Source organism: Geodermatophilus sp. SYSU D01045 (genome assembly GCF_054050295.1).
Window position 1 is genome coordinate 34,753 of record NZ_JBJGZB010000024.1, and the last position, 24,764, is coordinate 59,516.

The 24,764-nt window shown below is 76.3% G+C and carries 23 protein-coding genes; 12 read left to right on the plus strand and 11 right to left on the minus strand.

Going from position 1 to position 24,764, the window contains the following annotated elements:
- Positions 1–2: 2 nt before the first annotated feature.
- Positions 3–890: an arginase family protein gene (locus ACI798_RS18370; RefSeq protein WP_457048600.1), complete on the minus strand. Its 888-nt coding sequence runs from the start codon at positions 888–890 to the stop codon at positions 3–5.
- 77 nt (positions 891–967) lie between these two features.
- Between ACI798_RS18370 and ACI798_RS18375 the strand changes: the two genes are divergently transcribed.
- The 3 genes from ACI798_RS18375 (at position 968) to ACI798_RS18385 (ending at position 3,368) form a co-directional block, all read left to right on the plus strand.
- Positions 968–1,741, plus strand: coding sequence for a sulfite exporter TauE/SafE family protein (locus tag ACI798_RS18375; protein ID WP_456942823.1), 774 nt, complete (start codon positions 968–970; stop codon positions 1,739–1,741).
- Positions 1,738–2,502: a sulfite exporter TauE/SafE family protein gene (locus tag ACI798_RS18380; protein WP_457048601.1), complete on the plus strand. Its 765-nt coding sequence runs from the start codon at positions 1,738–1,740 to the stop codon at positions 2,500–2,502. Before ACI798_RS18375 ends, ACI798_RS18380 begins: the two co-directional genes overlap by 4 nt.
- Before the next feature lie 125 nt (positions 2,503–2,627).
- Entirely contained in the window at positions 2,628–3,368 is a 741-nt protein-coding gene (locus ACI798_RS18385; protein ID WP_457048602.1) for a hypothetical protein, read from the plus strand.
- A 4-nt stretch (positions 3,369–3,372) separates the two neighbouring features.
- Here ACI798_RS18385 and ACI798_RS18390 read toward each other — a convergent pair whose 3' ends face one another.
- From ACI798_RS18390 to ACI798_RS18400, 3 genes are all read right to left on the minus strand, one after another.
- Positions 3,373–3,939, minus strand: coding sequence for a hypothetical protein (locus tag ACI798_RS18390; protein WP_457048603.1), 567 nt, complete (start codon positions 3,937–3,939; stop codon positions 3,373–3,375).
- Positions 3,940–4,067: 128 nt separating this feature from the next.
- Positions 4,068–5,741, minus strand: coding sequence for an alpha-amylase family protein (locus tag ACI798_RS18395; protein ID WP_457048604.1), 1,674 nt, complete (start codon positions 5,739–5,741; stop codon positions 4,068–4,070).
- Between the two features lie 148 nt (positions 5,742–5,889).
- Entirely contained in the window at positions 5,890–6,921 is a 1,032-nt protein-coding gene (locus ACI798_RS18400; protein WP_456942818.1) for a TIGR03885 family FMN-dependent LLM class oxidoreductase, read from the minus strand.
- A gap of 139 nt (positions 6,922–7,060) precedes the next feature.
- On the opposite strand from ACI798_RS18400, the gene malQ reads away from it, so the two are divergent.
- Positions 7,061–8,953: a 4-alpha-glucanotransferase gene (gene malQ / locus ACI798_RS18405; RefSeq protein ID WP_457048605.1), complete on the plus strand. Its 1,893-nt coding sequence runs from the start codon at positions 7,061–7,063 to the stop codon at positions 8,951–8,953.
- A gap of 74 nt (positions 8,954–9,027) precedes the next feature.
- On the opposite strand, the gene ACI798_RS18410 is transcribed toward malQ, so the two are convergent.
- Positions 9,028–11,655 (minus strand): ExeM/NucH family extracellular endonuclease, encoded by a 2,628-nt coding sequence (locus tag ACI798_RS18410; RefSeq protein WP_457048606.1) that lies wholly within the window; start codon positions 11,653–11,655, stop codon positions 9,028–9,030.
- A gap of 350 nt (positions 11,656–12,005) precedes the next feature.
- On the opposite strand from ACI798_RS18410, the gene ACI798_RS18415 reads away from it, so the two are divergent.
- Together ACI798_RS18415 and ACI798_RS18420 are read left to right on the plus strand one after the other, a co-directional pair.
- Complete coding sequence (locus tag ACI798_RS18415; protein WP_456938974.1) at positions 12,006–12,170, plus strand: hypothetical protein; 165 nt, start codon at positions 12,006–12,008, stop codon at positions 12,168–12,170.
- 67 nt (positions 12,171–12,237) lie between these two features.
- A complete protein-coding gene (locus ACI798_RS18420) occupies positions 12,238–12,438 on the plus strand; it encodes a hypothetical protein (RefSeq protein WP_456942815.1) in 201 nt (66 codons plus the stop codon).
- Positions 12,439–12,594: 156 nt separating this feature from the next.
- Here ACI798_RS18420 and ACI798_RS18425 read toward each other — a convergent pair whose 3' ends face one another.
- Entirely contained in the window at positions 12,595–13,839 is a 1,245-nt protein-coding gene (locus tag ACI798_RS18425; protein ID WP_456942814.1) for an MFS transporter, read from the minus strand.
- 33 nt (positions 13,840–13,872) lie between these two features.
- On the opposite strand from ACI798_RS18425, the gene ACI798_RS18430 reads away from it, so the two are divergent.
- Genes ACI798_RS18430 through ACI798_RS18440 form a run of 3 tightly spaced genes read left to right on the plus strand, consistent with a single transcriptional unit; the run spans position 13,873 to position 15,653 of the window.
- Positions 13,873–14,286 (plus strand): hypothetical protein, encoded by a 414-nt coding sequence (locus tag ACI798_RS18430; protein WP_457048607.1) that lies wholly within the window; start codon positions 13,873–13,875, stop codon positions 14,284–14,286.
- A 31-nt stretch (positions 14,287–14,317) separates the two neighbouring features.
- Complete coding sequence (locus tag ACI798_RS18435) at positions 14,318–15,154, plus strand: DUF998 domain-containing protein (RefSeq protein ID WP_456942812.1); 837 nt, start codon at positions 14,318–14,320, stop codon at positions 15,152–15,154.
- 40 nt (positions 15,155–15,194) lie between these two features.
- Positions 15,195–15,653 (plus strand): pyridoxamine 5'-phosphate oxidase family protein, encoded by a 459-nt coding sequence (locus tag ACI798_RS18440; RefSeq protein WP_456942811.1) that lies wholly within the window; start codon positions 15,195–15,197, stop codon positions 15,651–15,653.
- On the opposite strand, the gene ACI798_RS18445 is transcribed toward ACI798_RS18440, so the two are convergent.
- Together ACI798_RS18445 and ACI798_RS18450 are read right to left on the minus strand one after the other, a co-directional pair.
- Positions 15,644–16,558: a DMT family transporter gene (locus tag ACI798_RS18445; RefSeq protein ID WP_456942810.1), complete on the minus strand. Its 915-nt coding sequence runs from the start codon at positions 16,556–16,558 to the stop codon at positions 15,644–15,646. The genes ACI798_RS18440 and ACI798_RS18445 overlap by 10 nt on opposite strands.
- A gap of 88 nt (positions 16,559–16,646) precedes the next feature.
- Positions 16,647–17,399: an SDR family oxidoreductase gene (locus tag ACI798_RS18450; RefSeq protein WP_457048608.1), complete on the minus strand. Its 753-nt coding sequence runs from the start codon at positions 17,397–17,399 to the stop codon at positions 16,647–16,649.
- A gap of 86 nt (positions 17,400–17,485) precedes the next feature.
- Between ACI798_RS18450 and ACI798_RS18455 the strand changes: the two genes are divergently transcribed.
- Positions 17,486–19,066 carry a helix-turn-helix domain-containing protein gene (locus tag ACI798_RS18455; protein WP_456942808.1) on the plus strand — a complete coding sequence of 527 codons (1,581 nt, stop codon included), beginning with the start codon at positions 17,486–17,488 and terminating at the stop codon, positions 19,064–19,066.
- A gap of 86 nt (positions 19,067–19,152) precedes the next feature.
- On the opposite strand, the gene ACI798_RS18460 is transcribed toward ACI798_RS18455, so the two are convergent.
- Positions 19,153–19,896, minus strand: coding sequence for a DUF5995 family protein (locus ACI798_RS18460; protein ID WP_456942807.1), 744 nt, complete (start codon positions 19,894–19,896; stop codon positions 19,153–19,155).
- 37 nt (positions 19,897–19,933) lie between these two features.
- Positions 19,934–20,509, minus strand: a complete 576-nt coding sequence (locus tag ACI798_RS18465) for a TetR/AcrR family transcriptional regulator (RefSeq protein WP_457048609.1) — start codon at positions 20,507–20,509, stop codon at positions 19,934–19,936.
- Positions 20,510–20,591: 82 nt separating this feature from the next.
- Here ACI798_RS18465 and ACI798_RS18470 point away from each other — a divergent pair, with 82 nt between their 5' ends.
- Positions 20,592–21,470, plus strand: coding sequence for an SDR family NAD(P)-dependent oxidoreductase (locus tag ACI798_RS18470; RefSeq protein ID WP_456942805.1), 879 nt, complete (start codon positions 20,592–20,594; stop codon positions 21,468–21,470).
- Here ACI798_RS18470 and ACI798_RS18475 read toward each other — a convergent pair.
- A complete protein-coding gene (locus ACI798_RS18475) occupies positions 21,452–23,398 on the minus strand; it encodes a PucR family transcriptional regulator (RefSeq protein ID WP_456942804.1) in 1,947 nt (648 codons plus the stop codon). The genes ACI798_RS18470 and ACI798_RS18475 overlap by 19 nt on opposite strands.
- A 260-nt stretch (positions 23,399–23,658) precedes the next feature.
- Here ACI798_RS18475 and ACI798_RS18480 point away from each other — a divergent pair, with 260 nt between their 5' ends.
- Entirely contained in the window at positions 23,659–24,651 is a 993-nt protein-coding gene (locus ACI798_RS18480) for a DUF2877 domain-containing protein (RefSeq protein ID WP_456942803.1), read from the plus strand.
- The last annotated feature ends 113 nt before the right edge of the window (positions 24,652–24,764 follow it).

A 24,764-nucleotide genomic window follows, 5' to 3' on the forward strand; every position in this document is an offset into this window, starting at 1 on the left:
CCTCAGGACGGCAGCGGCGTGGCGCGGGCGCAGACCTCCTCCAGCAGGGCCAGCGCCGTCGCCCGCAGCCGCCCCGCCGGGTCGAGGGCGGGGTCGCAGGACGCCAGCGTCAGCGAGACGACCGGCAGCCGGGACGCCGCCCTGGCCACCAGGTCGAGCACCTCACCGGCGCCGAGCCCGTCCGGCGCGGCGTAGCCGTTGGCCGGGGCGATCGACGGGTCGTACACGTCGAGGTCGACGTGCGGGTGGACGGCGTCCACGCGGGCGGCCAGGGCGGCCAGGGCGGCGTCGAGCGCCGCGCCGTCGCGCACCCGCGCCGGCGGGAGCCAGGCGACGCCCGACGCCCGCAGGACGGCCTGCTGCGCCGGGGAGAGGTCGCGGGCGCCGGCCAGGACGACGTCGCTCTCGGCCAGGGGCGTGAACCCCGGGACGCGCGCGGCGAGCGCGCGCCAGCAGCGGCCGACCACGACCGCCAGGCCCTGCCCGTCGAGGAAGCCGCCGGGGTCCTCCTCGGGGGTGTCGAAGTCGCCGTGGGCGTCGAGCCAGACCAGCCCGAGCCGCCGGCCGGTCGCGGTCAGCCCGGCGAGGACGCCGAGGGTCGTGCCGCAGTTGCCCGACAGCAGCACCGGGACCACTCCCGACACCCGGGCGGCGGCCACGGCGCCGGCGACGACGCGGGACAGCTCGAAGGCCGTGGCCACCTCGGCCCGCCACCCACCGTCCGGCCGGACCACCTGCTCGGTGACGACGTGCCCGCGCCCGCGCAACCGGTCGGCGGCCCCGCCCCGGGCCAGCGCGGTCGGTCCCGCCCCCATCCGGAGCTCCTCGTGGCCGGAGTCGAACGGGACACGGAGCAGGTGGACCGGCGGACGTGCTGGGGACCCCGTCACGGGCCGATCCCACCACGGTCCGGGAGCCCCGGCCGAGCCGTGCGGACGGACGTGCCACGCTCGACGGCGATGTGCGCATGACCGTCGCCGAGGTGCTCGCCGTGCTCGCCGCCGGGTGCGCGGCGGGGGCGATCAACGCCGTCGTCGGGTCCGGGACGCTGGTGACCTTCCCGGTCCTGCTGGCCACCGGGCTGCCGCCGGTCACCGCGAGCGTGTCCAACACGCTGGGGCTCGTGCCCGGCAACGTCAGCGGCGCGGTCGGCTACCGCCGCGAGCTGGCCGGGCAGCGCGGGCTGGTGCTGCGGCTCCTGCCGGCGTCGGCGCTGGGCGCGCTGACCGGGGCGGTCCTGCTGCTGCACCTGCCGGCGGCGGCGTTCGAGGCGGTGGTGCCGGTGCTGGTGGGGCTGGCCGTCGTGCTGGTCGCCGTCCAGCCGCTGCTCACCCGCCGGCTGGCCGCCCGCCGCACGGACGAGGGCGCGACGCCCCACGGGTGGCGGCTGGCCGGCCTGGTCGCCGGCGCGTACGCGACCGGCAGCTACGGCGGCTACTTCGCCGCCAGCCAGGGCGTGCTGCAGATGGGCGTGTTCGGGCTGCTGCTGGCCGAGCCGCTGCAGCGCCTCAACGCGCTGAAGAACGTCCTCAGCGCCGCGGTGAACGCCGTCGCGGCGACGGCCTACGTCGTCGTCGCGACCGACCGGGTCGACTGGGCGGCGGCCGGGCTGGTCGCCGGCGGCTCGGTGGTGGGCGGCGCGCTGGGGTCCCGCTACGGCCGCCGGCTGCCCGCGGCGGTCCTGCGGACGGCGATCGTCGTCCTCGGCTGCGTGGCCATCGGTGTGCTGGTGGCCCGGTGAACGTCGTCGAGTGGCTGCTGCTGGTCCTCGCCGGGGTCGGCGCCGGGCTGGCGGGCAGCATCGCCGGGCTGGCCTCGCTGGTGAGCTACCCGGCGCTGCTGGCCGCCGGGCTGCCGCCGGTGACCGCCAACGTCACCAACACCGTCGCGCTGGTGCTGACCAGCGTGGGGTCGGTGAGCGCGTCCCGGCCGGAGCTGGCCGGGCAGGGCCGGCGGCTGGTGCCGCTGGCCGCCGCCGGGGTGGCCGGCGGGGCGGCGGGCGCGGCGCTGCTGCTGCTCACCCCGGCCGAGGCGTTCGAGCGGCTGGTCCCCCTGCTCATCGGCGGTGCGGCACTGGCCATCCTGCTGCAGCGGCCGCCGGCGGAGCTGGCCGAGGAGGGCCGCCGGTTGCACGGCGCCCGGGACCCGTGGTGGCTGGTCGCCGGCACCGGCGTCATCGGGGTCTACGGCGGCTACTTCGGCGCCGCCGCCGGGGTGCTGCTGCTCGCGCTGATGCTGCTGGGCACCGGCGAGGGCCTGCCACGCAGCAACGCGCTGAAGAACGTCCTCCTGGGGGTGGCCAACGCGGTGGCCGCCGTCGGGTTCGTGGTGCTCGCGCCGGTGGCCTGGAGCGCCGCCCTGCCGCTGGCGCTGGGCTGCCTGGCCGGGGGGCGGCTCGGGCCGCGCCTGGTGCGGCGGGCGCCGCAGGCCCTGCTGCGCCGGCTGATCGCGCTGGCCGGGCTGGGCTTGGCCGTCGTCCTCGCCGTGCAGACGTTCCGATGAGTCACGGGGACCCTGGTGTGGTGCGGGCGGCTCCGCTGGACCAAGGTGACCACGGGTGGCGGCACGACGAGGTCCGGTGAGCAGCCACCCGGAGGACCGGCGACCGCGACGACGGGAGTGGACGGGTGACGGCGAGTGACGCGGCGACGCGGTTCCTGGACGCACTGCAGGAGTCGGCCGGGACCGGGGAGGACGGCCCGGAGATGGTGCCCTCCCGGCTGGCCCGGGCGGCGGCGCAGGCGGTGCGGGTGGACGGCGTGGCGCTGAGCATCCACGAGGGCGCCGGGCTGCGGACGCCTATCGGCGCGAGCGACCGCACCACCTCACGGGCCGAGCAGCTGCAGTTCACCGCCGGCGACGGCCCGTGCCTGCGCGCGCACGACACCGGCAGCGCCATCGTCTTCGACATCGAGGACATCCACCGCAACTGGCCCGAGCTGCACGAGGCGCTGCTCGGCGAGACGCCCTTCCGCGCGGTGTTCTCGGTGCCGCTGGCCCCGCCGCTGGGCCCCACCGTGATCGTCGACCTCTACGCGCGGGAGCTGGCCACCCTCACCGGCGTCCCGCGCGACGACGTCGAGACGGTCGTCGTGTGCCTGACCGAGGAGCTGGTGCGGTCCTCCGGCGGGGTGGCCGACGAGGGCGGGACCCGGTGGTGGGACTCCCCCGACGCCCGCCGCCGCAGCCGCGTGTGGCAGGCGACCGGCGTGGCCACGGTGGCGCTCGGCCTCGACGTGGTGGACACCCTCACCGTGCTGCGCGCGCACGCCTTCGCCACGGGGCGGGTGGTCGACGACGTCGCCGACGACATCGTCGAGGGCCGGCTGGACCCCACCGCGCTGCGCGACCCCGACGCGGTGGGCTGAGCCCCTACCGGGCCGTGTAGGCGGCGAGGAAGAGCACGAAGGCGCCGGTGGCGAGCAGCAGGCGGGCCGGGGTCAGCCCGTTGACCAGTCCCGCGGTCGCCTCCACCCAGGCCGGCCGCACCCCGGCCTCCCGGGTGCCGCGGCGGACCAGCCGCACCTCGTCGGCCAGCAGCGCGCCGGCCACGCCGAGCACCACCAGCCCGACGACGAGGAACACCAGCGCCAGGCGCTCGGCGAACGCCTCGGCGCGCCCGCCGAGCAGCAGGACGGCGACCACCCCGGCCACCAGGCCGAGGACCGCGCCGGCGGCCGGCGCCCACGGGCCCATCCGGGTCAGCGGGTCCCCCTGGCGGGCGCGGACCACCGGCGGCGGCCCGGCGACCGGCCCGCCCGGGGATCCGCCGCGCACCGGCCCGCCCGGAGGGCCGCCGGGGGCAGGGGCGGCGGTTCCGGGGGACGCCTGACCGGCGGCCGCCCCGCCCGGGCCCGGCTCGGCGGCCGGGTACTGCACGGGGGCGGTCTGGGGCGCGGTCGGCGGGGCGGGGTGCGCGGGGACGGCGGGCTCGGTCATCGGCGGGGACGCTAGGACGCCCCTCCGACAGGCCCCCGCAGGTCCACCGCGCGCGGCGGGACGCGCCGGTCCCGGGATGGGATGACACGGCGCGCGACCACGCGGTGTCATCCCGAGGCTACGCGACGTCAGAGCAGCCGGCGGCTGTCCTCGGCGACCACCCGCAGCCAGCGGTACCCGTAGCCCTCGAGCGCCAGCTCCACCGCGCCGTCGTCGCCCAGGGGCGTCGTCTGGGTGACGAGCAGGTCCTCCAGCCGGTGCGAGGCGTCGCAGCCGTCGAGCACGAGCGGCACCACCCGCGGCTCGGGACCGAGGTTGTGGACCGCGACCAGCGTGCCGTCGTCCCACTCGCAGACGTGCGCGAGCACCTCGCGGTGCGGCTGCTCGAGCACCCGGAACGAGCCCCAGCCCAGCTCGGGCGACTCGCGGTAGCGCCGGATGAGCAGCTTCGTGAACGACAGGAGCGAGTCCGGGTCGCGGCGCTGGTCGGCCACGTTGACGAACTCGGGCGCGAAGCCGCCGGTGACCACCGGCCCGGGCAGCCGGTCGGGGTCGGCGGTGGAGAACCCGCCGTTGCGCCCGGCGGTCCACTGCATCGGCGTCCGCACGGCGAGCCGGCCCTCGGCGTCGAGGTCCTCGCCCATGCCGATCTCCTCGCCGTAGAAGAGCACCGGGGTGCCGGGCAGCGAGAACAGCAGGCTGTACACCATGCGCACCCGCCGCGGGTCGCCGTCGAGCATGGGTGGCAGCCGGCGGCGCAGGCCGCGGCCGTAGACCTGCATCCGCTCCTCGGGGCCGAAGGCGGCGAACACCTCCTCGCGCTCGTCCTCGGAGAGCTTGTCGAGGGTGAGCTCGTCGTGGTTGCGCACGAAGGTGGCCCACTGGCTGTCGGGGTCCACCTCGGGCCGGCCGGTGAGCGCCTGCACCAGCGGGCCGGCGTCGGCGCGGGCCAGCGACAGGTACATCGCCTGCATGCCGACGAAGTCGAACAGCATGGTCAGCTCGTCGCCGTCGTCGCCGCCGAAGAAGTCCTTCTGCTGCGCGTGCGGCAGGTTCACCTCGCCGAGCAGCACGCCGCTGCCGGTGCGCCGGCCGACCAGCGAGCGCAGCGCGCGCAGGTACTCGTGCGGGTCGGGGAAGTGCTCGGCGTCGGCGCCGTCCTGGGTCTCGAGGAAGAACGGGACGGCGTCCACGCGGAAGCCCGACAGCCCCAGCTGCAGCCAGAAGCCCATGACCTTGGCGACCTCGTCGCGCACCCGCGGGTTGGTGACGTCGAGGTCGGGCTGCTCCTTGTAGAAGCGGTGCAGGTACCACTCCCCCGTCGGCTCGTTGCGCGTCCAGACCGAGTCCTCCTGGTCAGGGAAGACGACCTGGTCGGAGGTGTCCGGCGGCTCGTCGTCGCGCCACACGTAGTAGTCGTGGAAGGGCGCGTCGCGGCCCTGCCGGCCCTGCTGGAACCAGGGGTGCTGGATCGAGGTGTGGTTGACGACGAGGTCGGCGATCACCCGGATGCCGCGGTCGGTGGCCGTGCGGACGACCTCGACCAGGTCGCCGTGCGTGCCCAGCCGCGGGTCGACGCCGTAGAAGTCGGTGATGTCGTAGCCGTCGTCGCGCTCGGCGGTCGGGTAGAAGGGCATCAGCCACAGGCAGGTGACGCCGAGGTCGGCGAGGTGGTCGATCCGCTGGGCCAGGCCCGCGAGGTCGCCGCACCCGTCGCCGTTCCAGTCCATGAACGTCTCGACGTCGAGGCAGTACACGACCGCCGTCTTCCACCAGAGGTCCGCCGTGTCCGTGATCCGCACCCGGCGAGCCTGTCGATCACGGCCCCGCGCGGCAACCGGACGGCGCGGGGCCGCTTCGGCATCCGGGCTGATCATCGGCTGCGTGCACGGGACACGCGCGGACACGCCGGGGCATCGTGCACGCAGCCGGTGATCGACCGGCGGGCGCCTACTTCAGGACGGCGGGCTGGGGCTCCTGGTGCGGCCGCAGCGGGTGGACCGCGACGGCCGGCGCCGGCCGGGTGACGTCGAGCCGCGGCAGCACGTGCTCACCGAAGGCGTCGAGGAACGGCTTCTGCTCCTTGCCCACGTGGTGCAGGTGGACCTGGTCGAAGCCGAGGTCCACGTACTCGGCGATCCACGCGGCGTGCTGCCCCAGGTCCGAGGACACCCGCACCGCCGTCGTCACGTCCTCGGGGCGCACGTGCGCGCTGGCCTGGTCGAAGGCCGTCGTCGTGTCGAGGTCCCAGCACAGTGGCGGGGCGAACACGTTGCTGCGCCACTGGTCGTGCGCGATCGCCAGCGCGCGGTCCTCGTCGGGGTCCCAGGAGACGTGCACCTGGATGGTCAGCGTCCCCTGCCCCCCGGCGTCCCGGTAGGAGGAGACGACGTCGCGCAGCACGTCGTGCGGCTGGTTGATGGTGACCAGCCCGTCGGCCCACTCGGCGTGCCGCGCGGCGGTGCGGGCGGTGACGGCGGGGGCGATGAGCGCGGGCTGCTGCTCGGGCAGGGTCCAGATCTGCGCGCGGTCGACGACGACCAGCCCGTCGTGGCTGACCTCCTCGCCGGCCAGCAGCGCGCGGATGACGTCGACGCACTCGCGCAGCCGCGCGTCGCGGATGTCCTTGTTCGGCCACACGTGCCCGGTGACGTGCTCGTTCATCGCCTCGCCCGACCCCAGCGCGGCCCAGAACCGGCCGGGGAACATCGCACCGAGGGTCGCGATCGCCTGCGCCACGACCACCGGGTGGTAACGCTGCCCCGGGGCGTTGACCACGCCGAAGGGCAGCCCGGTGGTGGCCAGCGCCGCGCCGAGCCAGGACCACGCGAAGCCCGACTCGCCCTGCCGCGGGTTCCACGGCGTCAGGTGGTCGGAGCACATCGCGGCGGTGAACCCGACCTCCTCGGCGTGCTGGACGGCGGCCAGGAGCTCGGCCGGGTGGACCTGCTCGTGCGAGTTGTGGAAGCCGATCACGGTCACCGGTCGTGCCTACCCCAGGACCTGGTCGGCGGCCACGGGACCGCCCCGTGCCGGAACCGCGGACGGGCGGACGGGAGGAGAGCGGCACCACGCCGCGTCCTGCGCTGCGATCCGCCCGGCCCGCCGTGAGGATCGGGGGGTGACACGCACCAGCAGCACCGACCGCTGGGGCATCGACGCCACCTGGCTCGACGCCCTCGACGAGGAGCACGAGGTCGCCCAGGCCACCATCGACCGCCTGCGGGAGGTGATCGGCGAACCCCCGGAGGACCTCGAGCACCGGGCGCCCATCGTCGCCCGTCCCGGCGACGTCCTGGAGGTCGACGAGGCCGAGGTCACCCTCGAGGACGGGTCGACCCGGCACGTCGACGGCGAGCTGCCGGCCGACTTCCCGCTGGGCTACCACTGGCTCCAGGAGCCCGGCGGCCCGCGGCGCCGGCTGGTGGTGTCCCCCGGCCGGTGCTGGCTGCCCGAGGACCGCGCGTGGGGGTGGGCGGTGCAGCTCTACGCCACCCGCAGCCGCGGCAGCTGGGGCATCGGCGACCTCGCCGACCTGCGCGCCGTCCGCGAGATGGCCGCCGGGCAGGGCGCGGGCTTCGTGCTGATCAACCCGCTGCACGCCGTCGCCCCGACGCCCCAGCAGGAGGCCAGTCCCTACCTGCCGGCCACCCGCCGCTTCCGCAACCCCGTGTACCTGCGCGTCGAGGAGGTGCCCGGCGCCGACCGCGTCGACCTCGGCGGCGACGCCGGCCGCGCCCTGTCCGAGGGCGACCTCATCGACCGCGACGCGATCTGGGCCCGCAAGCGCGAGGTGCTGCGCCGGGTGTTCGACGCCACCGGCCGCGACGACCCCGCCTTCCCCGACTGGTGGTGGCACCAGGGACAGAAGCTGCAGGACTGGGCCACCTGGTGCGCGCTGGCCGACGTCCACGGCCCCGACTGGCACACCTGGCCCGAGGAGCTGCGCGACCCGCGCAGCGGCGCGGTCGGCTCCTTCGTGGCCGGGCACGAGCGCGACGTCGCCTTCCACGCCTGGCTGCAGTGGTGCCTGTCGCTGCAGCTCGAGCGCGCCACCGAGGGCATGACCGTCATCCAGGACCTGCCGATCGGCGTGGCCGGCGGCGGCGCCGACGCCTGGACCTGGCAGGGGGTGCTCGCGCAGGGCGCGACCGTGGGGGCGCCGCCGGACGAGTTCAACGCGCAGGGCCAGGACTGGGGCTCCCCGCCGCTGGAGCCGTGGCGCCTGCAGGAGTGGGACTACGAGCCGTTCGTCGAGTCGATCCGCGCGACGATGGCCGGCGCCGGCGGCCTGCGCATCGACCACGTCATGGGCCTGTTCCGGCTGTGGTGGGTGCCCTCGGGCGGCAGCGCGGCCGACGGCGCCTACGTCCGGTACCCCGCCGAGGACCTGCTCGACATCGTCGCGCTGGAGAGCCACCGGGCGCAGGCGGTCGTCGTCGGCGAGGACCTCGGCACGGTCGAGGACGGCGTCCGGGAGGCCCTGGCCGAGCACGGCATCCTCAGCTACCGACTGCTGTGGTTCGAGGACGACGACCCCGCCGAGTGGCCCGAGGAGGCGATGGCCGCCGTCACCACGCACGACCTGCCGACGGTGGCGGGGCTGTGGACCGGGGCCGACGTCGAGGAGCAGCGCGAGCACGGCACCGGCAGCGACGAGGAGCTCGAGCGCGGCCGGCGGTCGCTGCTGGAACGGCTGCCCGGGCTGCGCGAGGACGCCAGGCCGGAGACGGCGGTGACGCGGGCGCACGAGCTGCTCGGGCGGGCGCCGTCGCTGCTGCTGTCGGCCACCCTCGACGACGCGCTCGCCGTGCGGCGCCGGCCCAACATGCCCGGCACCACCGACCGGCCCAACTGGTCGCTGCCGCTACCGGTGCCCGTCGAGGACCTGGCGGGCCACCCGCTGCTGCAGGAGGTCGCGCGGACCCTCGCCGCGGGCGTGCTCGCGACGACCGACCCCGAGGAGGACGCGATCGGCGAGCAGGCCGGCGGGGAGGCCCGCGAGGGCGTCTGATCCGGCCCCGGGGACACGTCCGGCGCGGCACCCGCTCGGGGTGCCGCGCCGGACGCGCGTCCAGGGACCGGTCGTCAGGACTCGGCGCCCTCCTGCTCGGTGCTCCCGGCGCCGCGGTCCTGGTTCAGCCCGTCGGTGCCCGGCCCGCCGACGAGCGTGTCGTCGCCGTTGCCGCCGTCGAGCCGGTCGTCGCCGAAGCCACCCGAGAGCCGGTCGTTCCCGTTCTCCCCGGACAGCCGGTCGTCGCCGGCACCGCCGCAGACGACGTCGTCGCCGTTGCCGCCGGTGATGACGTCGTCGCCGCCGAGGCCCATGATCACGTCCACGCCGTTGGTGCCCTGGAGGACATCGGGACCGTCGTCCCCCTTGATCGTCGGGAGCAGGCCGTTGCAGCGCTCCTGCAGGTCGATCCCGATGACCAGCGGGTCGTGGTCGCTGGAGCGGTAGGCGTCCGGCGCGTACAGGGCCGGGTCACCGGTGTACTGGTACGCGAAGGACTCGACCGAGTTGATGTTCCAGTGCGCCACGTCGGTGACCTTGTCCGCCAGGGAGCGGCTGGCCAGCGCGTGGTCGAGCGAGCCGGAGAGCTCGTCGAACACGTAGCTGTAGCGAGCGGGGTCGAACTCCTCGCCGAGGTCGGTGAACCCGGCCTCGCGCAGGGCCTCGATCGGGTCCTCCTGCGAGTAGGCGTTGAGGTCGCCCTGGAGGACGACGTCGGTGTCGCCGGTCGACTCCGCCAGCTGGGCGGCGAACGCCGCCACCGACTGCGCCTGGCGGACGCGGTCGCCGTTCCACTGGCCCTGGCCGTCACCGTCGTCGACGTTGTCGCCGGTCGCGTCGCCGGTGCTCTTGGACTTGAAGTGGTTGGCGATGACGGTGAACGCGTCGCCGTCCTTGACGAAGGTCTGCGCCTGCGGCTCGCGGGCGTTGGACCACACGGCCTCGTCGACCAGCCCGACCGGGGCGCCGACCGTCTGGACAACGTCGTTGCGGTAGATGATCGCGTTGCGGATGACGTCGCGGTCGACGGCGTACAGCTCCTCCGGCATCGGCACATAGCTCCAGACCGGCGAGCCCTCGGCCTCGTTCAGCCGGCGGACCAGGTCGGTCAGCGCCGTGTCGGCGTTGCCCGGGGTCAGACCGGTGGAGTCGGTGTCCTCCATCTCGAGCAGGGTGACGACGTCGGCGCCGAGACCGCGGATGGCCGCGACCTCCTTGGCCGCCTGCTCCTCGAGCTCGGCCTGGCTGGTGGCGCCGCGGCCACCCCTGTCCTCGTCGAAGGTCAGGAAGTAGTTGAGCACGTTGAAGGTGCCCAGCTGGACGTCGCCGCCGACGGGCTGCGGCGCCGCCGGGCGGGTGTTCTGCGGTGTGAGGACGCCGGCGGCGCTGCCGTCGGCCGGCTGCAGGCGGTAGGTGCCGAAGCCCTCGCCGAGGACGAGCGGCTCCTGGAAGTCGAGGACGTCACCGACCCGCACCGGGGTGGTGGGCGACAGGTACGGGCGGGTGGTCACCGAGACGCGGGCGCTGACGCCGTCGTCCAGGGTGATCTTGCGGAGGGCGTTGGACTCCGCCACGGCCTCGGCCTCGTCGGTGCCCGGGCGGGCGAGCTCGGTGGGCTGCACGAGCAGGCCGCCCTCGGAGAGGGTCAGCTCGCCGTAGCTGGTGAGGTCGTAGACCTCGCTGACCGTGAGCTCGTCGGCCGGGGCGACGAGCATGCCCTCGAGCCGCTCGCGGGCGGCGGCGTCGGCGGGGAGTTCCAGCGGCGTGGCCGCCGGGAGGTTCTCGGCGGTGCCGTCGGCGCAGACCGCGGCGGTCGTGCGCGCACTGATCTGCGTCTGGCCGCTGTACTCCTGCACCTGGCCGGTCACGGCGACGGTGTCGCCGAGGTCGACCGCGACGGAGCTGAACACGAACACGCCGTCGGAGGTGGCGGCGTTCCCGTCGCCGTCGGTGTCCTGGAGGTAGAAGCCCGACAGGCCCGGGACGTCGCCCACGACGACGCCACGAACGGTGACCTGTGCGTTGGCCAGCGGGGTGGCGGCGCCGGTGCCCTGGACGGCGCCGATCTCGTGCGTGGGCGTCGTCTCGCAGGAGCCGCTCGTCGTGGGCGGTGGCGTCGTGCTGCCACTGCCGTTCACGGCACCCTTGGTCGCGGTCGCCGGACGAGCCCACACGGAGACGCCAGAAGCGTCGAAGGTGCGCGACAGCGACTGCCCGACGAGGGTCGAGCTGGACTCACTGACACCGATGTTGGTGCTGGTCACCCCGGCCGCAGGTCCGTCGGCAGCCGTGAGGACACCCTCGTAGGAGATGAACTCGACGAGTTCGTCCCCCCGGACGAGCGCGATGCCGTCGGGGGCGCCGTTCTGGAGGCCGTCCTTCGGGTAGTCGATCACGGCCACGGCCGGCGCACCGGCGGGAGCGGTCACCGCAGGCAGGGCGTCGGTGTCGTAGACCTTGCCGTCGTTGCCGTTGTAGAGGACGACGGCCAGCCCTGCGGACGTGGCGCCGGCGGGGATCTGCACCTCGACGAACTCGCCGGTGTCGTCACCGGCGTTGTCGTAGTGGATCTCGGAGATGAACGGCGTGGTGGGCGCGGCCGACGCGGCGGTCGGGAGACCCGTGACGGCGACGGCCACGGCAGCGGCGCCGAGTGCCGCCCGGCGCGCGAGCAGGCGCCGGGAGCCGGTTGATGAGAGCACTGAGGACCCTTCGGACAGGTGCCAGGACGTGAGCGACGCTAAGCAGCCGCCGTGCACACTCCAACAACGGTTCGTAACGAGTAGGTGACCACCCGCACACACTGTGACCGGGATCACCGACATGTCGGCGTGTCCCCGAGTCGACACGCCGACACGGCGACATGACGCCGGAGCCGGCCGTCCGAACGGGTGTTCGATCACCGTGGCAGACTGCCGGGGTGGCAGGCGGGATGCAGCGGGGCAGGTCGCGGCCGTCGCTCGGTGAACGGGCCGCGGACTCCGGCGTCGCGGCGGCCCCGCCTCCCGAGCCCCCGCCCACCCGGGAGCCGGCAGCGGGCCGGCACTGCTGGGTGCGCACCCCGCCCGGCGCCGACGGGACCGTCCCCGGCCTGCTCGTGGAGTGGCGCCAGTCCGCCGGCGGCTGGCAGGGCCGGGTCGCCTACGCCGTCCCCGGGCCGCACGGTCCGGTGCTCGTCGAGGCGTGGCTGCCGGCGGGCTCGCTGGAGCAGCGCTAGGGGTTTCCCGCCCTCTGCGACGGCTATGGCCTCCGGGACCGATCGACGACGCAGCGGAGGTACCGCGATGACCGAGCCCGACCGCCCGACCCTCGACGACGTGATGGACACCGAGGAGTCGGCACCCCGCGACCGCCAGGAGCACGGCAAGGCCGACCCCCGGCCCAACGACGACGCGCTGCAGTTCCGCACCGAGCAGGAGCGGCAGGCTGTCGGCTCCGACGACGCCGACCCGGCCGGCGCGGAGTTCCACTCCGCCACCGATTGACGCAGGACACTCCTGCCCCCACCCCTCGCTCCGCTCGGGGCGGGCCCCTGCCCGAGGGCCGGACAGCAGGAGGGCCGGACAGCAGGAGGGCCGGACAGCAGGAGGGCCGGACAGCACGTCCCCTGTTCGGGGCGGGCGCCGACCGGCGCCCGCCCCTCAGCCCCGGCCCAGCGCGGTGCTGCGCCCCAGCAGCAGGGCCAGCACCAGCGCACCGCCGATGCCGGTGCCCGCGACCGCCACCGCGCCCGGCCACCCCGCCGTCGCCCAGGCCCGGCCGGCCAGCGTGCCGCCCACGGACGAGCCGACGTAGTACCAGAACGAGTACAGCGACGCGGCCTGCCCGACCGGCCGCTCCCCCAGCGCCGCCCGCGCGGCCACCCAGCCGCTGGCCACGCCGTGCGCGGCGAAGAAGCCGACCGTCAGGACAGCCAGCCCCGCGACGAACAGCGCCAGCGGCGCGGCGAGGGTCAGCGCGAGGCCCGCCACGGTCACCGCGAGCGCCACCGGGACCACCACCCGCCGCCCGGCCCGCTCGGCCAGGCCGCCGGCGACCGGCGAGGCCACCGACCCCAGCAGGTAGGTCAGGAACACCAGGCCGGCCAGCGCGGGCGACAGCCCGTACGGCTGTGCCTCCAGCCGGAACGTGCCCGCGTTGTAGACCGCGACGAACCCGCCCATCAGCAGCGCCGCCAGCCCGTAGAGACCCAGCAGCACCGGGTCGCCGAGGCCGCGGGCGAGCTGGTGCAGCACCGGCGTCTCCCGCGGCACCGCGACGAACCGGCGCGAGGCCGGCAGCAGCACCCGGACGGCGACCGTGCACGCCACCGCGAGCCCGGCGATGCCGCCGACCGCCGCCCGCCAGCCGCCGAGGTCGGCCAGGGCCCCGGCGACCACCCGGCCGCTGAGCCCGCCGATCGCCGTGCCGCCGACGAACAGCCCGATCGCCCGGGAGCTCACCGAGGCGTCCAGCTCCTCGCGCAGGTAGGCGACGCCGACGGCGGGCAGCCCGGCCAGCGCGAACCCCTGCAGGCCGCGCAGGACGAGCAGCACCTCCCACGCCGGCGCCACCGCCGTCAGCACCGCCAGGCCACTCGCGGCGGCCAGCGCCACGAGCAGCACCGGCCGGCGGCCGATCCGGTCCGACAGCGGGCCGAGCACGAGCAGCCCCAGCGCCAGCCCCGCCGTCGCCACCGAGACCGACAGCGTGGCCGCGGCCGGCGAGACGGCGAACGCGCGGGTGAGCTCGGGCAGCAGCGCCTGCGGGGCGTACAGGACGGCGAACACCGCGACGCCGGCCAGGAACACCGCTCCCGACGCGCGGCGCAGCGCCGGGTCGCCGGCCCGGTGCCCCCGCGGCAGCGGCTCCTCCCCGCCCGGTGCGGTGGCGGGCGGGGACGGCACGCGCCCATCGTGCCCGGGTGCTGGGATGGTCCCGTGCCCCGCCTCCGGCCCGATGACGTCGCCTGCTGGGTGGTGAAGACCGCCCTGCCCCCCGGCGCCGTCGTCCCCGGCTGGCGCCCCGGGGAGCCGGCGACGTTCTCCCGCTGCCTGCGCCGCTCCTACCGGCTCGGGCTCATGCGCCCCGGCGACGCGTGCCTGCTCTGGCTCAGCGGCCCCGACCGCCCGGGGGTGCACGCGACCGGGGAGCTCGCCGGGGAGATCGGCGAGGACGCGGGCGGGCCGCTCGTCGTCGTCCGGCTCACCCTGCTCGCGGCCCCGGTGCCGCGCGCCGACCTGCTGGCCGACCCTGCCGCCCGCGACGCCGAGGTGCTGCGCATGCCGGCCGGCAGCAACCCCTCCTACCTGACCCCCGCGCAGCACGCCGCCGTCCTCGCCCACCTCGGCTGACCTCCCCGCACCGGCTGGGACCATGGGGTGCATGCCCGGCAAGCGGATCACCTGGGGCGCGGTCGCCTGGCTGCTGACCCTCCAGTTCTTCGTCGTCGAGACGATCGTGCAGGTGCAGTCGGTGCTGCCGTACTCGCGCTCGGCCGATCCCATCAGCGCCCTCGGTGACCCGACCCAGCCGGCGCACGCGCTGATGAACGCCTCGTTCGTGGTGCAGGCCGGGCTCATCGGCGCCGGGGCGGTGGCGGTGCTGCCGGTGCTGCGCGGTCGGGCGGCGCGCCCGGCGGTGGCGCTGCTCGGCGCGGCCGCGCTCGGGGTGCTGCTGGTCGGTGTCTTCCCCCGGCTGACCTCGCCGAGCCTGCACACCGCCGGCACGGTGCTGTACCTGGTCGGCGGCGGGCTCGGGCTCATCGCGCTGGCCTACGCGGTGCGGCCGTGGTCGGAGGCGCTGGGCACCACCGTCGTGCTGCTCGGCCTGTTCGCCACCGCGCTGACGGTCTTCTACGGCGCCGGGGTGGTCGAGCTGCTCGGCGAGGGCGGCACCGAGCGGGCCGCCGCGTACCCGCTGCCGATCGGGCTGGCCCTGGCCGGCGCGGGACTGTGGTGGCTCAGCCGGACCCGCGCCGAGCCCGACACCAGCCGCCCGACCCGGCGGCAGCTGCGGGCACGGGAGCGCGAGCGGGAGCGGCTGGAGCGGGCGCGGCGCGCGGCCGAGCGGGACGACGCGCTCGAGGCCGCCGCCCGCCGCGCCGACACCACCCGCGCGACCCCGGACACGGCCGCCGCCACCGACTCCCCCGCCGACCTCGACGACGACCTGGACCCCGACGACCCGTGGGCCGGCCCGCGCCGGCGCCGGGAGCGCTGACCCGCTCGCGTGCGTCCCGGGGCACGGCCACGATGGGGCCATGACCGCCGAGGAGACCGCTCCCACGCTGCAGGAGATCCCCGTCGAGGAGTGCCACCGGCTGCTGGCCACGCAGGAGATCGGCCGGCTCGGGGTGAACGCCGAGCACCACCCGCTGATCTTCCCGGTCAACTACGCGATGGACGGCACCACGATCGTCATCCGCACCGCCCCCGGCACGAAGCTGGCCGCCGCGGAACACGCCAACGTGAGCTTCGAGGTCGACGAGATCGACCGGCGCACCCGCAGCGGCTGGAGCGTGCTCGTGCGCGGCGTCGCCGAGGAGGTGGGCCCCGGGCACCGGGCCGACCTGGTCGCGCGCACGCGGGCCACGGGCCTCCGGCCGTGGGCGCCCGGTGAGCACGGGCACTGGGTGCGGCTGATCCCCACGGCGGTCACCGGCCGGCGGATCGTGCCCGGCGAACTGCCGCCCGCGGTGGACCCCCGCGCCTACCTCTGAGCGGCCGCCTCCAGCACCGGTTCCGGCTGCCGCACCCGGCCGCGGCGGCGGGACAGCGCCACCCCGGCCAGGCACACCGCACCCCCGGCGACGGCGAGCGCCGGGGGCACCTCGTCCAGCAGCGCCCACCCGAGGACGACGACCAGCGGCGGCACCAGGTACGTCGTGACGCCGAGCCGGCCGGCCTCGGTGCGGGCCAGCGCGTAGGCCCAGGTGCTGAAGGCCAGCGCCGTCGGCACCGCGCCCAGGTAGACCATCCCGAGCACCGACGACGCCGGCGCGGCGGCCAGGTCGGACACGAGCGCCCCGGTCCAGGGCAGGCAGCACACGGCCCCGATCGCGCAGGCGGTCGCGGTCACCTGCAGCGGCGGCAGCCGGCGCAGCACCGGCTTCTGCGCCACCACGCCGACGGCGTAGGTCACCGCCGCGACCAGGCACAGCAGCACGCCGAGCAGGTCGCCGCCGCTCCCCCGCCCGGCCACCCCGATGAGCAGCACGCCGGCGAAGGCGACGGCGAGCCCGGCGACCAGCCGGCGCGGGAAGCCCTCGTGCAGCCACACCCCGGCGAGGACCGCGATCAGGATCGGGCCGATGTTGACCAGCATCGCCGTCGTCCCGGCGTCCAGGTGCCGCTCGGCGGCGTTGAGGGCGACGTTGTAGACGGCGAACCAGCCCACCCCGCAGACCGCCAGCAGCCCCCACTCGCGGCGGGTGGGGGCGACCCAGCCGCGGCCGAGCGACAGCAGCGCGAGCACCGCCGTCCCGACCAGGAGCCGCCCCAGTGCCAGCGCGCCCGGGGACAGGTCGGCGCCGACGGCGCGGATGCCGATGAAGGCCGAGGCCCAGGCGAGGACGGTGACGGAGACGGCGGCGAGGACGGGCAGGGACACCGGACGGGGGGGCACCAGCCGACCGTAGGGGCCGCGCCCGCCCGCGCACCGGCGGTTTCCGGACCTGGCGCTGTCCCTGCGCAGATCGGCAGGGACGGCGCGTTCAGCCGCGGAGGTGCTCGGCGTAGGTCCGTCGCCCGCGCGCCGCCTGCGGCCCGGGGAGCACGCCGCCCTCCCGGAAGGCGGCCGACAGCCGGCCCGGCAGCGGGGTGGACACCACCCGCACCGAGGGGTCGCGGGCCGCCACCCACGTTCGGGCGAGGTCGGCGGCCGAGAGGTCCTCGGGCCCGGCGAACTCGACGACCTCCCCGCCGGACGGGGGCCCGGCGACGACCCCGGTGAGGAACCCGGCCGCCTCCCCGACGTCGACCGGCGCCGCGCTCCAGCCCATCGGCACGATCAGCACCGGCCCGCGGCGGGCGGTGCCGAGCATGTCGTCGACGAAGTCGTGCCACTGGGTGATCCGCACGATGGTCACCGGGAGGCCGGAGGCCAGGGCCACCTGCTCGGCGGCGAACTTGGCCCGGTAGTAGTTCCACGGCACCCGGTCGACGCCGACGATCGAGACGTGCACCAGGTGCTGCAGCCGGTCGCGGTCCAGCGCCTGCACCAGCCGCCGGGTGCCGGCGACGTCGACCTGCCACGGGTTGCCCCGCGGGTCGGTGGCGGCGTGCACGACCACCTCGGCGCCGCGCACCGCCGTCGCGAGGTCCCGGCCGGTGGCCAGGTCGGCGCGGACCCCTCCCGGGCCGGTCCCCCGCCTCGACACCTGCCGCACCTGGTGCCCCGCCGCCTGCAGCGACGGGACCAGGACCCGGCCCAGCCTCCCCGTACCTCCGGTGACCACGACGTCCATGGGTGCAGTCTGACCGGACCGGTCCTTATCGATCCACCGGCGTGCCGCGCGCCCCGTATCTCACGTGCGAGATACCGTCGTCGACCGTGACGGCGACCGAGCTCCCGGCCGAGACCACGACCACCCCTCTCTCCCCCTCCCCCGCGACGAGCGCCACCCAGCGCATCGGCCTGCTGGTCCGCGACGCGCGGCGGCACCGCGGGCTGACCCAGCAGCAGCTGGCCGAGCGCCTGGGCACCAGCCAGAGCGCGATCGCCCGGATCGAGCAGGGCGGGCAGAACCTCACCCTCGACCTGCTCGGCCGGCTGTCCGAGGCGCTCGAGAGCGAGCTGATCAGCGTCGGCCCGGCCGGCCCGACCCACCTGCGGGTCACCGGCGGCACGCCGCTGCGCGGCAGCGTGACGGTGAAGTCGTCGAAGAACGCCGCCGTCGCGCTGCTGTGCGCCGCGCTGCTCAACCGCGGCCGGACGACGCTGCGCAACGTGGCCCGCATCGTCGAGGTGGACCGGATCCTCGACGTGCTCCGCTCGATCGGCGTCTCGGCCACCTGGGACGGCGCCGGCCGCGACCTCACCCTCGTCGTCCCCGACGAGCTCGACCTGGCCGGCATCGACGCCGACGCCGCCCGCCGGACCCGCAGCATCATCATGTTCCTCGGCCCGCTGCTGCACCGGGCCCGCTCCTTCCGACTGCCCTACGCCGGCGGCTGCGACCTCGGCACCCGCACCGTCGAGCCGCACATGATCGCGCTGCGCCCCTTCGGCCTGGAGGTCGAGGCGCACGCCGGCGAGTACCACGCCACCGTCGACCCGCGGGCCACCGGGCGGCGCACCATCGTGCTGACCGAGCGCGGGGACACCGTCACCGAGAACGCGCTGTTGGCCGCCGCCCGCACCGAGGGCACCACGGTCATCCGCAACGCCAGCTCGAACTACATGGTCCAGGACCTGTGCCTGTACCTGCAGCTGCTCGGCGTCGGCGTGGAGGGCCTCGGGACGACGACGCTCACCGTGACCGGGCGGGCGGTGCTCGACGCCGACGTCGACTACACGATCAGCGAGGACCCGGTCGAGGCGATGAGCCTGCTGACCGCCGGCATCGTCACCGGGTCCGAGCTCACCGTCCGCCGCGCGCCGATCGAGTTCCTCGAGATCGAGCTGGCGGTGCTGGCCGAGATGGGCCTGCGGTACGAGCTGTCGCCGGAGTACCTGGCCGCCAACGGCCACACCCGCCTCGCCGACGTCACCATCCGCCCGTCGCAGCTCAAGGCCCCGATCGACAAGATCCACCCGATGCCGTTCCCGGGGCTGAACATCGACAACCTGCCGTTCTTCGCCGTCATCGCCGCCTCGGCCACCGGCTCGACGCTCATCCACGACTGGGTCTACGACAACCGCGCGATCCACCTGTCGGACCTGACCCGCCTGGGCGCCGACGTCCGGCTCATGGACCCGCACCGGGTGCTCGTCACCGGCCCGACCCGCTGGCGCAGCGCCGAGGTCGTCTGCCCGCCGGCGCTGCGGCCCGCGGTGTGCATCCTGCTGGCGATGCTGGCCGCGCGCGGCACGTCGGTGCTGCGCAACGTCGACATCATCGCCCGCGGCTACGAGCACCTCTACGAGCGACTGGTCGAGATGGGCGCCTCGATCGAGGTCTTCTCCGACTGATCCCGGCTCGGGGAGCGACACGCACGTCCCCCGGCCGGACGTGCGTGTCGCTCCCGTGCCTGAGCGCTCCTGGGCGGCGGGGCGGCTCAGTCCTCCGCCAGCACGACGCCGAAGCCGCGCACGGCCAGCCGCAGCAGCACCGGCCCGCCGCGCTGCAGGTCGGTGACCCGCGCGGCGGCCGCGGCCTCGAGCTGGGCCACCCGGCGGGCCAGCGCCCCGGGCCCCTCCAGGCGCGCCCGGTGCAGGACGGTCGTGTTGGCCCACACCCGGCGCCGCGACTCGCGCAGCAGCACCCGGGCCGCCGTCCGGTTGAGCCCCGCCATGACCCGGTCCACCGGCGTGCGGCGGCTGCCCGACGCCTGCAGGGCGAGGTCCTCGGCGGCCACCCGGCCGGCGAGCACCTCGTCGATGCGCTCGTGGTCGCGACCGCGGGAGTCCAGCAGCGGCGGGTCGGCGAAGTCGGCCGGGCCGATGACCCGCACCAGCGACTGCGGCAGGTCGAAGTTGATGTGCGCGTTCATGCCGAGCAGCACGTGCGCCTCCGGCCGGGCGGCCGGGTCGGTGCCGAACGCGGCCCGCCATGGCGCCGGCGGAGTGGCCGGGTCCCGGCGGTGCGCCTCGAGGGCGTCGAGGTAGAGCCCGGCGAAGTCGACGTCCCACGCGGTCACCCAGTCCGGGTCCTCGAACCGGCCGGCGTCGATCGCCGCGTTCACCGCCTCGGTGGTGCGCAGGTAGGTGCCGAGGAAGTGGCGGGCGGGGTCGCCGGCGGCGACGAGGGCGTCGAGCAGGTCCTGCATGCGGGCGACGAGCTCGTCCACCGGTGCGGTCACACCCGCGATCGTCCCCGCGGCGGCCGCCGCGCGCCCGTCACGCCTCCAGCAGGCCGGGCAGCCGGTCGAGGGCCGCGGTGAGCAGGTCCGGCAGGTCCCCGGCCTCGCCGGCCAGCCAGCCGGCCTGGGCGACCTCGAAGCAGGCGACGACGAGCTTGGCCAGCAGCAGCGCGTCCCCGGGCGGGACCCCGCGGGCGGCCAGCCCGTCGGCGAGGGCGGCCTCCCAGCGGCGCAGCTTGGCCGCCGCCCGCGACCGCAGCGCCGGCACCCCGGCCACCACCTGCTCGCGGGCGAGCAGCAGGTCGCGCAGCGGGGCCACCTGCCCGGCGATCGCGACGGCGGCCGCGCGCAGCGCCGCCCACGGGGACAGGCCGGACGGGGCGTCGGCCACCGCCGTCGCGGCGGCGGCCAGCAGGTCGTCCTCGAGGCCGAAGAGCAGGTCCTCCTTGTCGGCGAACAGCCGGAACAGCGTGCTGCGCGAGACGTCGGCCGCCGCCGCCACCTGCCCGGTGCTCGTGGCGGCGTAGCCCTGCGTGGCGAACAGCGCCACCGCGCGGCGGGTCATCTCGGCACGCAGCCGCCGGCGCCGTCGCTGCGCGGCCGTCTCGGTCACCGCCACCTCCTGTTGACACGGCATCCCGTTCTGGCACAGAGTCTCACATCGGGACGACGTCCCGCGAGCCCCGGGAGGGACGATGGGCGACACCCGCACGGCACTGGTCACCGGGGCGACGTCGGGGCTCGGGCGGGCCGCCGCCGGGCACCTCGCCGCCACCGGGGAGTGGCGCCTGCTGCTCGGCGCCCGCGACGCCGCCCGCGGCGCCGCGGTGGCCGCCCGGATGGGGCCGCCGGCCGAGGTGGTCGACCTGGACCTGGCCTCCCTCGACGCCGTCCGGGCGGCCGCGGCCCGGGTCGCCGCCGGGGAGCCGCTGGACGCGCTGGTGCTCAACGCCGGCGTCCAGCTGCCGGTGGCCGACCGCGCCGGCGCCGACGGGTACGAGCTGACCTTCGCGGTCAACCACCTCGCGCACTTCCTGCTCACCGTCGAGCTCCTGCCGCACCTGGCGCCGGGCGCGCGCGTGGTCGTGGTCAGCAGCGGCACCCACTGGGGCACCTGGCGGAAGTCCGGCCCCTTCCCGGCGCCGCGCTGGGCCGACCCGCGCGAGCTGGCCCGCCCGCGCCGGGAGTCCGGGCAGCGCGCCTACGCGACGTCCAAGCTCGCCAACGTCCTCTTCGGCGCCGAGCTCGCCCGCCGGCACCCGGAGGTCGACGTCGCCGTGTTCGACCCCGGGCTGGTCCCCGGCACCGGGCTGCACCACCGGTACCCCGCCCCGGCGCGCGCGCTCTACACCGGCCTGGCGCCCCTGCTGGCCCGGCTGCCGTTCGCGTCGGGCGTCGACGAGGCCGCCGCCCGGCTCGCCGCCGCGGTCACCGGGCCGCACGGCACCAGCGGGCGCTACCTGGAGCGCGGCGTCGAGGCGCCGTCGTCCCCGGACAGCCGCGACCCCGGCCGCGCCCGCGAGCTGTGGGAGGCCAGCCTGGAGCTGACCCGCCCTCAGATCAGCGCGTCGTAGCCGTCGTCGGGGGGCAGCAGCCCGGAGTCGACCGGCGGGCGGTGCGGCTGGTCCAGCCCGCGCATGCGCGCGGCGTGCAGCGCCAGCAGCAGGTTCAGCCGCAGCGTGGGATCGGTGGTGAAGGGCCCGAGCAGCCGCTCGAGCTTGCCGATCCGGTAGCGCATCGTGTTGTAGTGGAAGTGCAGCCGGCGGGCGGACTCGGCGACGTTGAGGTTGGTCTCCAGGAGCACCCGCAGCGTCTCGCGCAGGTCGGCCGAGTCCGGGTCGGCGGCGTCGGCCAGCGAGCCGAGCACCTCGTCCACGTAGGAGCGCAGCTCCGTGCTGTCCGGGATGAGCGACAGCAGCCGGAACACCCCGAGCTGGTCGAAGTGGGTGACCGCGGCTGTCCCGTGGATCTCCTGCCCGACCCCGAGAGCCCGCTGCGCCTGCTGGTGCGCCTCGCCCAGCGCCGAGATCGACCCGGCGGGGCGCCCGATGCCGGTGCCGAGCACCCGGCCCACCCGGCGCACCCGCGCATTGACCCGCGAGGTCACCGCGGTCACCAGCGAGGTGATCTCCTCCGGCGTCCGGCCGTCCAGCGGCAGCACGGTGACGATCTCGGTGGACAACCCCGCGACGGCGGCGCCGCTGACCTCCGTCTCCAGCGCCGCCCGCCAGCCGTCGGCCAGCCGGTCCAGGACGTCGAGGGCGCGGGTGGGGTCGGCCGCCGGGTCGGCGGCGGTCTCGGTGGCGGTGACCAGGACGACGACGGGGCCGTCGAGCCGCCAGCCGAACGAGCGGGTCTGGGCCAGCGCCCGCTCGGTGTGCCGCAGTGAGCCGCCGACCAGCCGGCGGACCAGGTCGCCCTGGAAGCGCAGCTCCACCGAGTGCACCGCCTGCTGGCGGATCACCGACAGCGCCGAGACGACGGCGGCCCGCTCCAGCACGCCGCCGGCACCGACCACCATCTGGCCGCTGCGGTGCACCGCGACCAGCCAGCCGTGCCGCTGGTCGCCGGCCATGATCGGCGCGACCGCGTACTCCCCCACCCCGCCGGGCAGCTCGTGGTGGCCGGGGACGAGCAGGATGCCGTCGGCCGGGGACAGGTCGGCGTCGGCGAGGACGTCGGCGGGCGTGACGACGGTCTGGTCGGCGCGCACCCCGGACAGCCGGTGGGCCGGCGCCATCATGGCCAGCTCGTCCTCGGCCTCGGCGTCGAGCAGCCACAGCCAGTCGCTGATCTCGGCGACGTCGGCGGGCGGGCCGGCGCTGGTGACGATCTCCCGGTCGGGGCCGAGCCCGAGGACGGCGGCGCCCTCGAGGTAGGTGGCCAGCTGCTCGGTGACCTCGGCCAGGCCGCCGCCGCTCAGGGCGACGTCGATGAACTGGTCGTGCATGCGGGCGGAGACGGCCAGCGCCTCCCCCTGCCGGCGGACGACCGCGCCGAGCACCTCGGAGACCGCCTCGTCCATGCGGACGGCGGCCGGCAGCGCCACCACCGGGAAGCCGTGGCGCTCGGCCTCGGCGAGCACCTCGGCCGGCACCGGGGGCGGTCCCTCCGTGCGGCGGAAGGCCAGCGCGGCGGCGCCGACCTGCAGCAGCCGGTCCACCAGGGCGCGGGCCGCGGCGGCGTCGGCCGGGGGCAGCCGGGCGCCGAGGACGACGAGGACGTCGGGGCCGGCGGTGGCCAGCGGGGCGGCCGGGTCGTCGACGACCATGTGCCGGACGACGCGGCCGGTCCCGGCGCGGCCGGCGACCACCTCGGCCCCCACCAGGCGGGGCAGGCGCAGCGCCTCGTCCAGCCGCAGGCCGACGCGGTCGCGCCACCCGGCGCGCTCGTCGCGGGGCGGCACGGCGCGGGAGGGGAAGGAGCTCTGCCACCCGTGCGGCAGCTGCAGCGGCGCGGTCGGGTACATCGCCGAGGTCATCGGCGTCTCACTGTGAGTCACGACTCGCCCTCCTCCTCACCCGTCGTCCATCCTGAGTTGCGGGAATCTGGCAGGTGTGCCTGGACGGGCACCCCCATTCTTGGCCACATTCGCCATAAGAGGACGTGCGACGCGCCGCTTAGCTTCGAGCCAGTCGGTCCGTCCGCTGGATGGTAGGCGCTCCCCTGAGGTGGTGCGTCTCACCCTCCGGCGGCCGGTCCGAGGGGTGGAGGGGCCGAGGGGAAGGTCGCTCCGCTGTCCGACGGGGAAGGGCTGCCCAGATGCGCACCATCGACCACACGACCACCGGTTCTCCGAACGGCGTGCCGGGGCGCGCCGCCCGGGCCGGGGTCCCGACGATCCCCCTGCCCCGCTCGTCGGTGCAGGAGACGCTGCGGACCGCGTCGCCGGCACGCGCCGCCTCGGCCGTCCCGGCCTCGGCCAGCACGGGCGTGGCCGACCTGCTGCGCGGTCCCGTGCGCCCGGCCCGGGTGCTGATGAGCATGCCCGCCGCGGTGTACCTCCAGGTGCCCACCGAGCGCGGCAGCGACGTCGTCGGCGTCCTCACCAGTGACGCCGCCCGGCTGCCCCTGGGCTGCGTCCTCTTCCGGCCCAGCAACGGCCGTCCCCTCGTCGCGCTGCCCAGCGGTGCGCCCGCCGAGGTCGGCGGCGGCCGGATCGTCGTCGGCGACCTGGTCGTGCGCGCCGCGGCCTGGTGGGACCCGCGGCCGCGGCTGCCCAGCCCGCGCCCGGCGCTGCTGCCCGAGGGCGTGCGCCAGCTGCGCACCACCCTCTACGGCGAGGGCGTCCCGCACAGCGCGTTCACGCTGCCGGGCCTGCCCGCCGGCCCCGGCGGCCCGCTGGCCGCGCTGCGGGGCGCGGTGCGCCGGGCCGACCTCGACGCCGCGCTGCGCACCGCCGCCCGGCTGATCGGCCTGGGCCCGGGGCTCACCCCGGCCGGTGACGACGTCATGGCCGGCACGATGGCCGGCCTGGTGCTGCTGCGGCACCCGGCCGCCGAGCGGTTCGCCGCCGGCGTCTACTCGCTGGCCGCCGGCCGCACCACCGAGCTGTCCCGGGCGCTGCTCCGGCACGCCGCGGCCGGCCGGGTCAGCGGCGAGTACGCCGCGGTGCTGCAGGGCCTGGTCGGCGAGCGCCCGCTCGGCCCGGCCATCGAGGGCCTGCTGGCCACCGGCTCCACCAGCGGCCGGGCGATGGCGCTGGGCCTGTGCACCGCGATCGACCTGGTCGACCGCACCACCCGCGTGCGCTGACCGCCCGAGCAACGGCAGCGGGGCGCGCCCCCGCCCGCGGGGGGGGCGGGGGGGGGTGGGGGGGGGTTTTTGGGAGCGCGCCCCCCCGACCCACCCCCCCCCCCACCCCCACC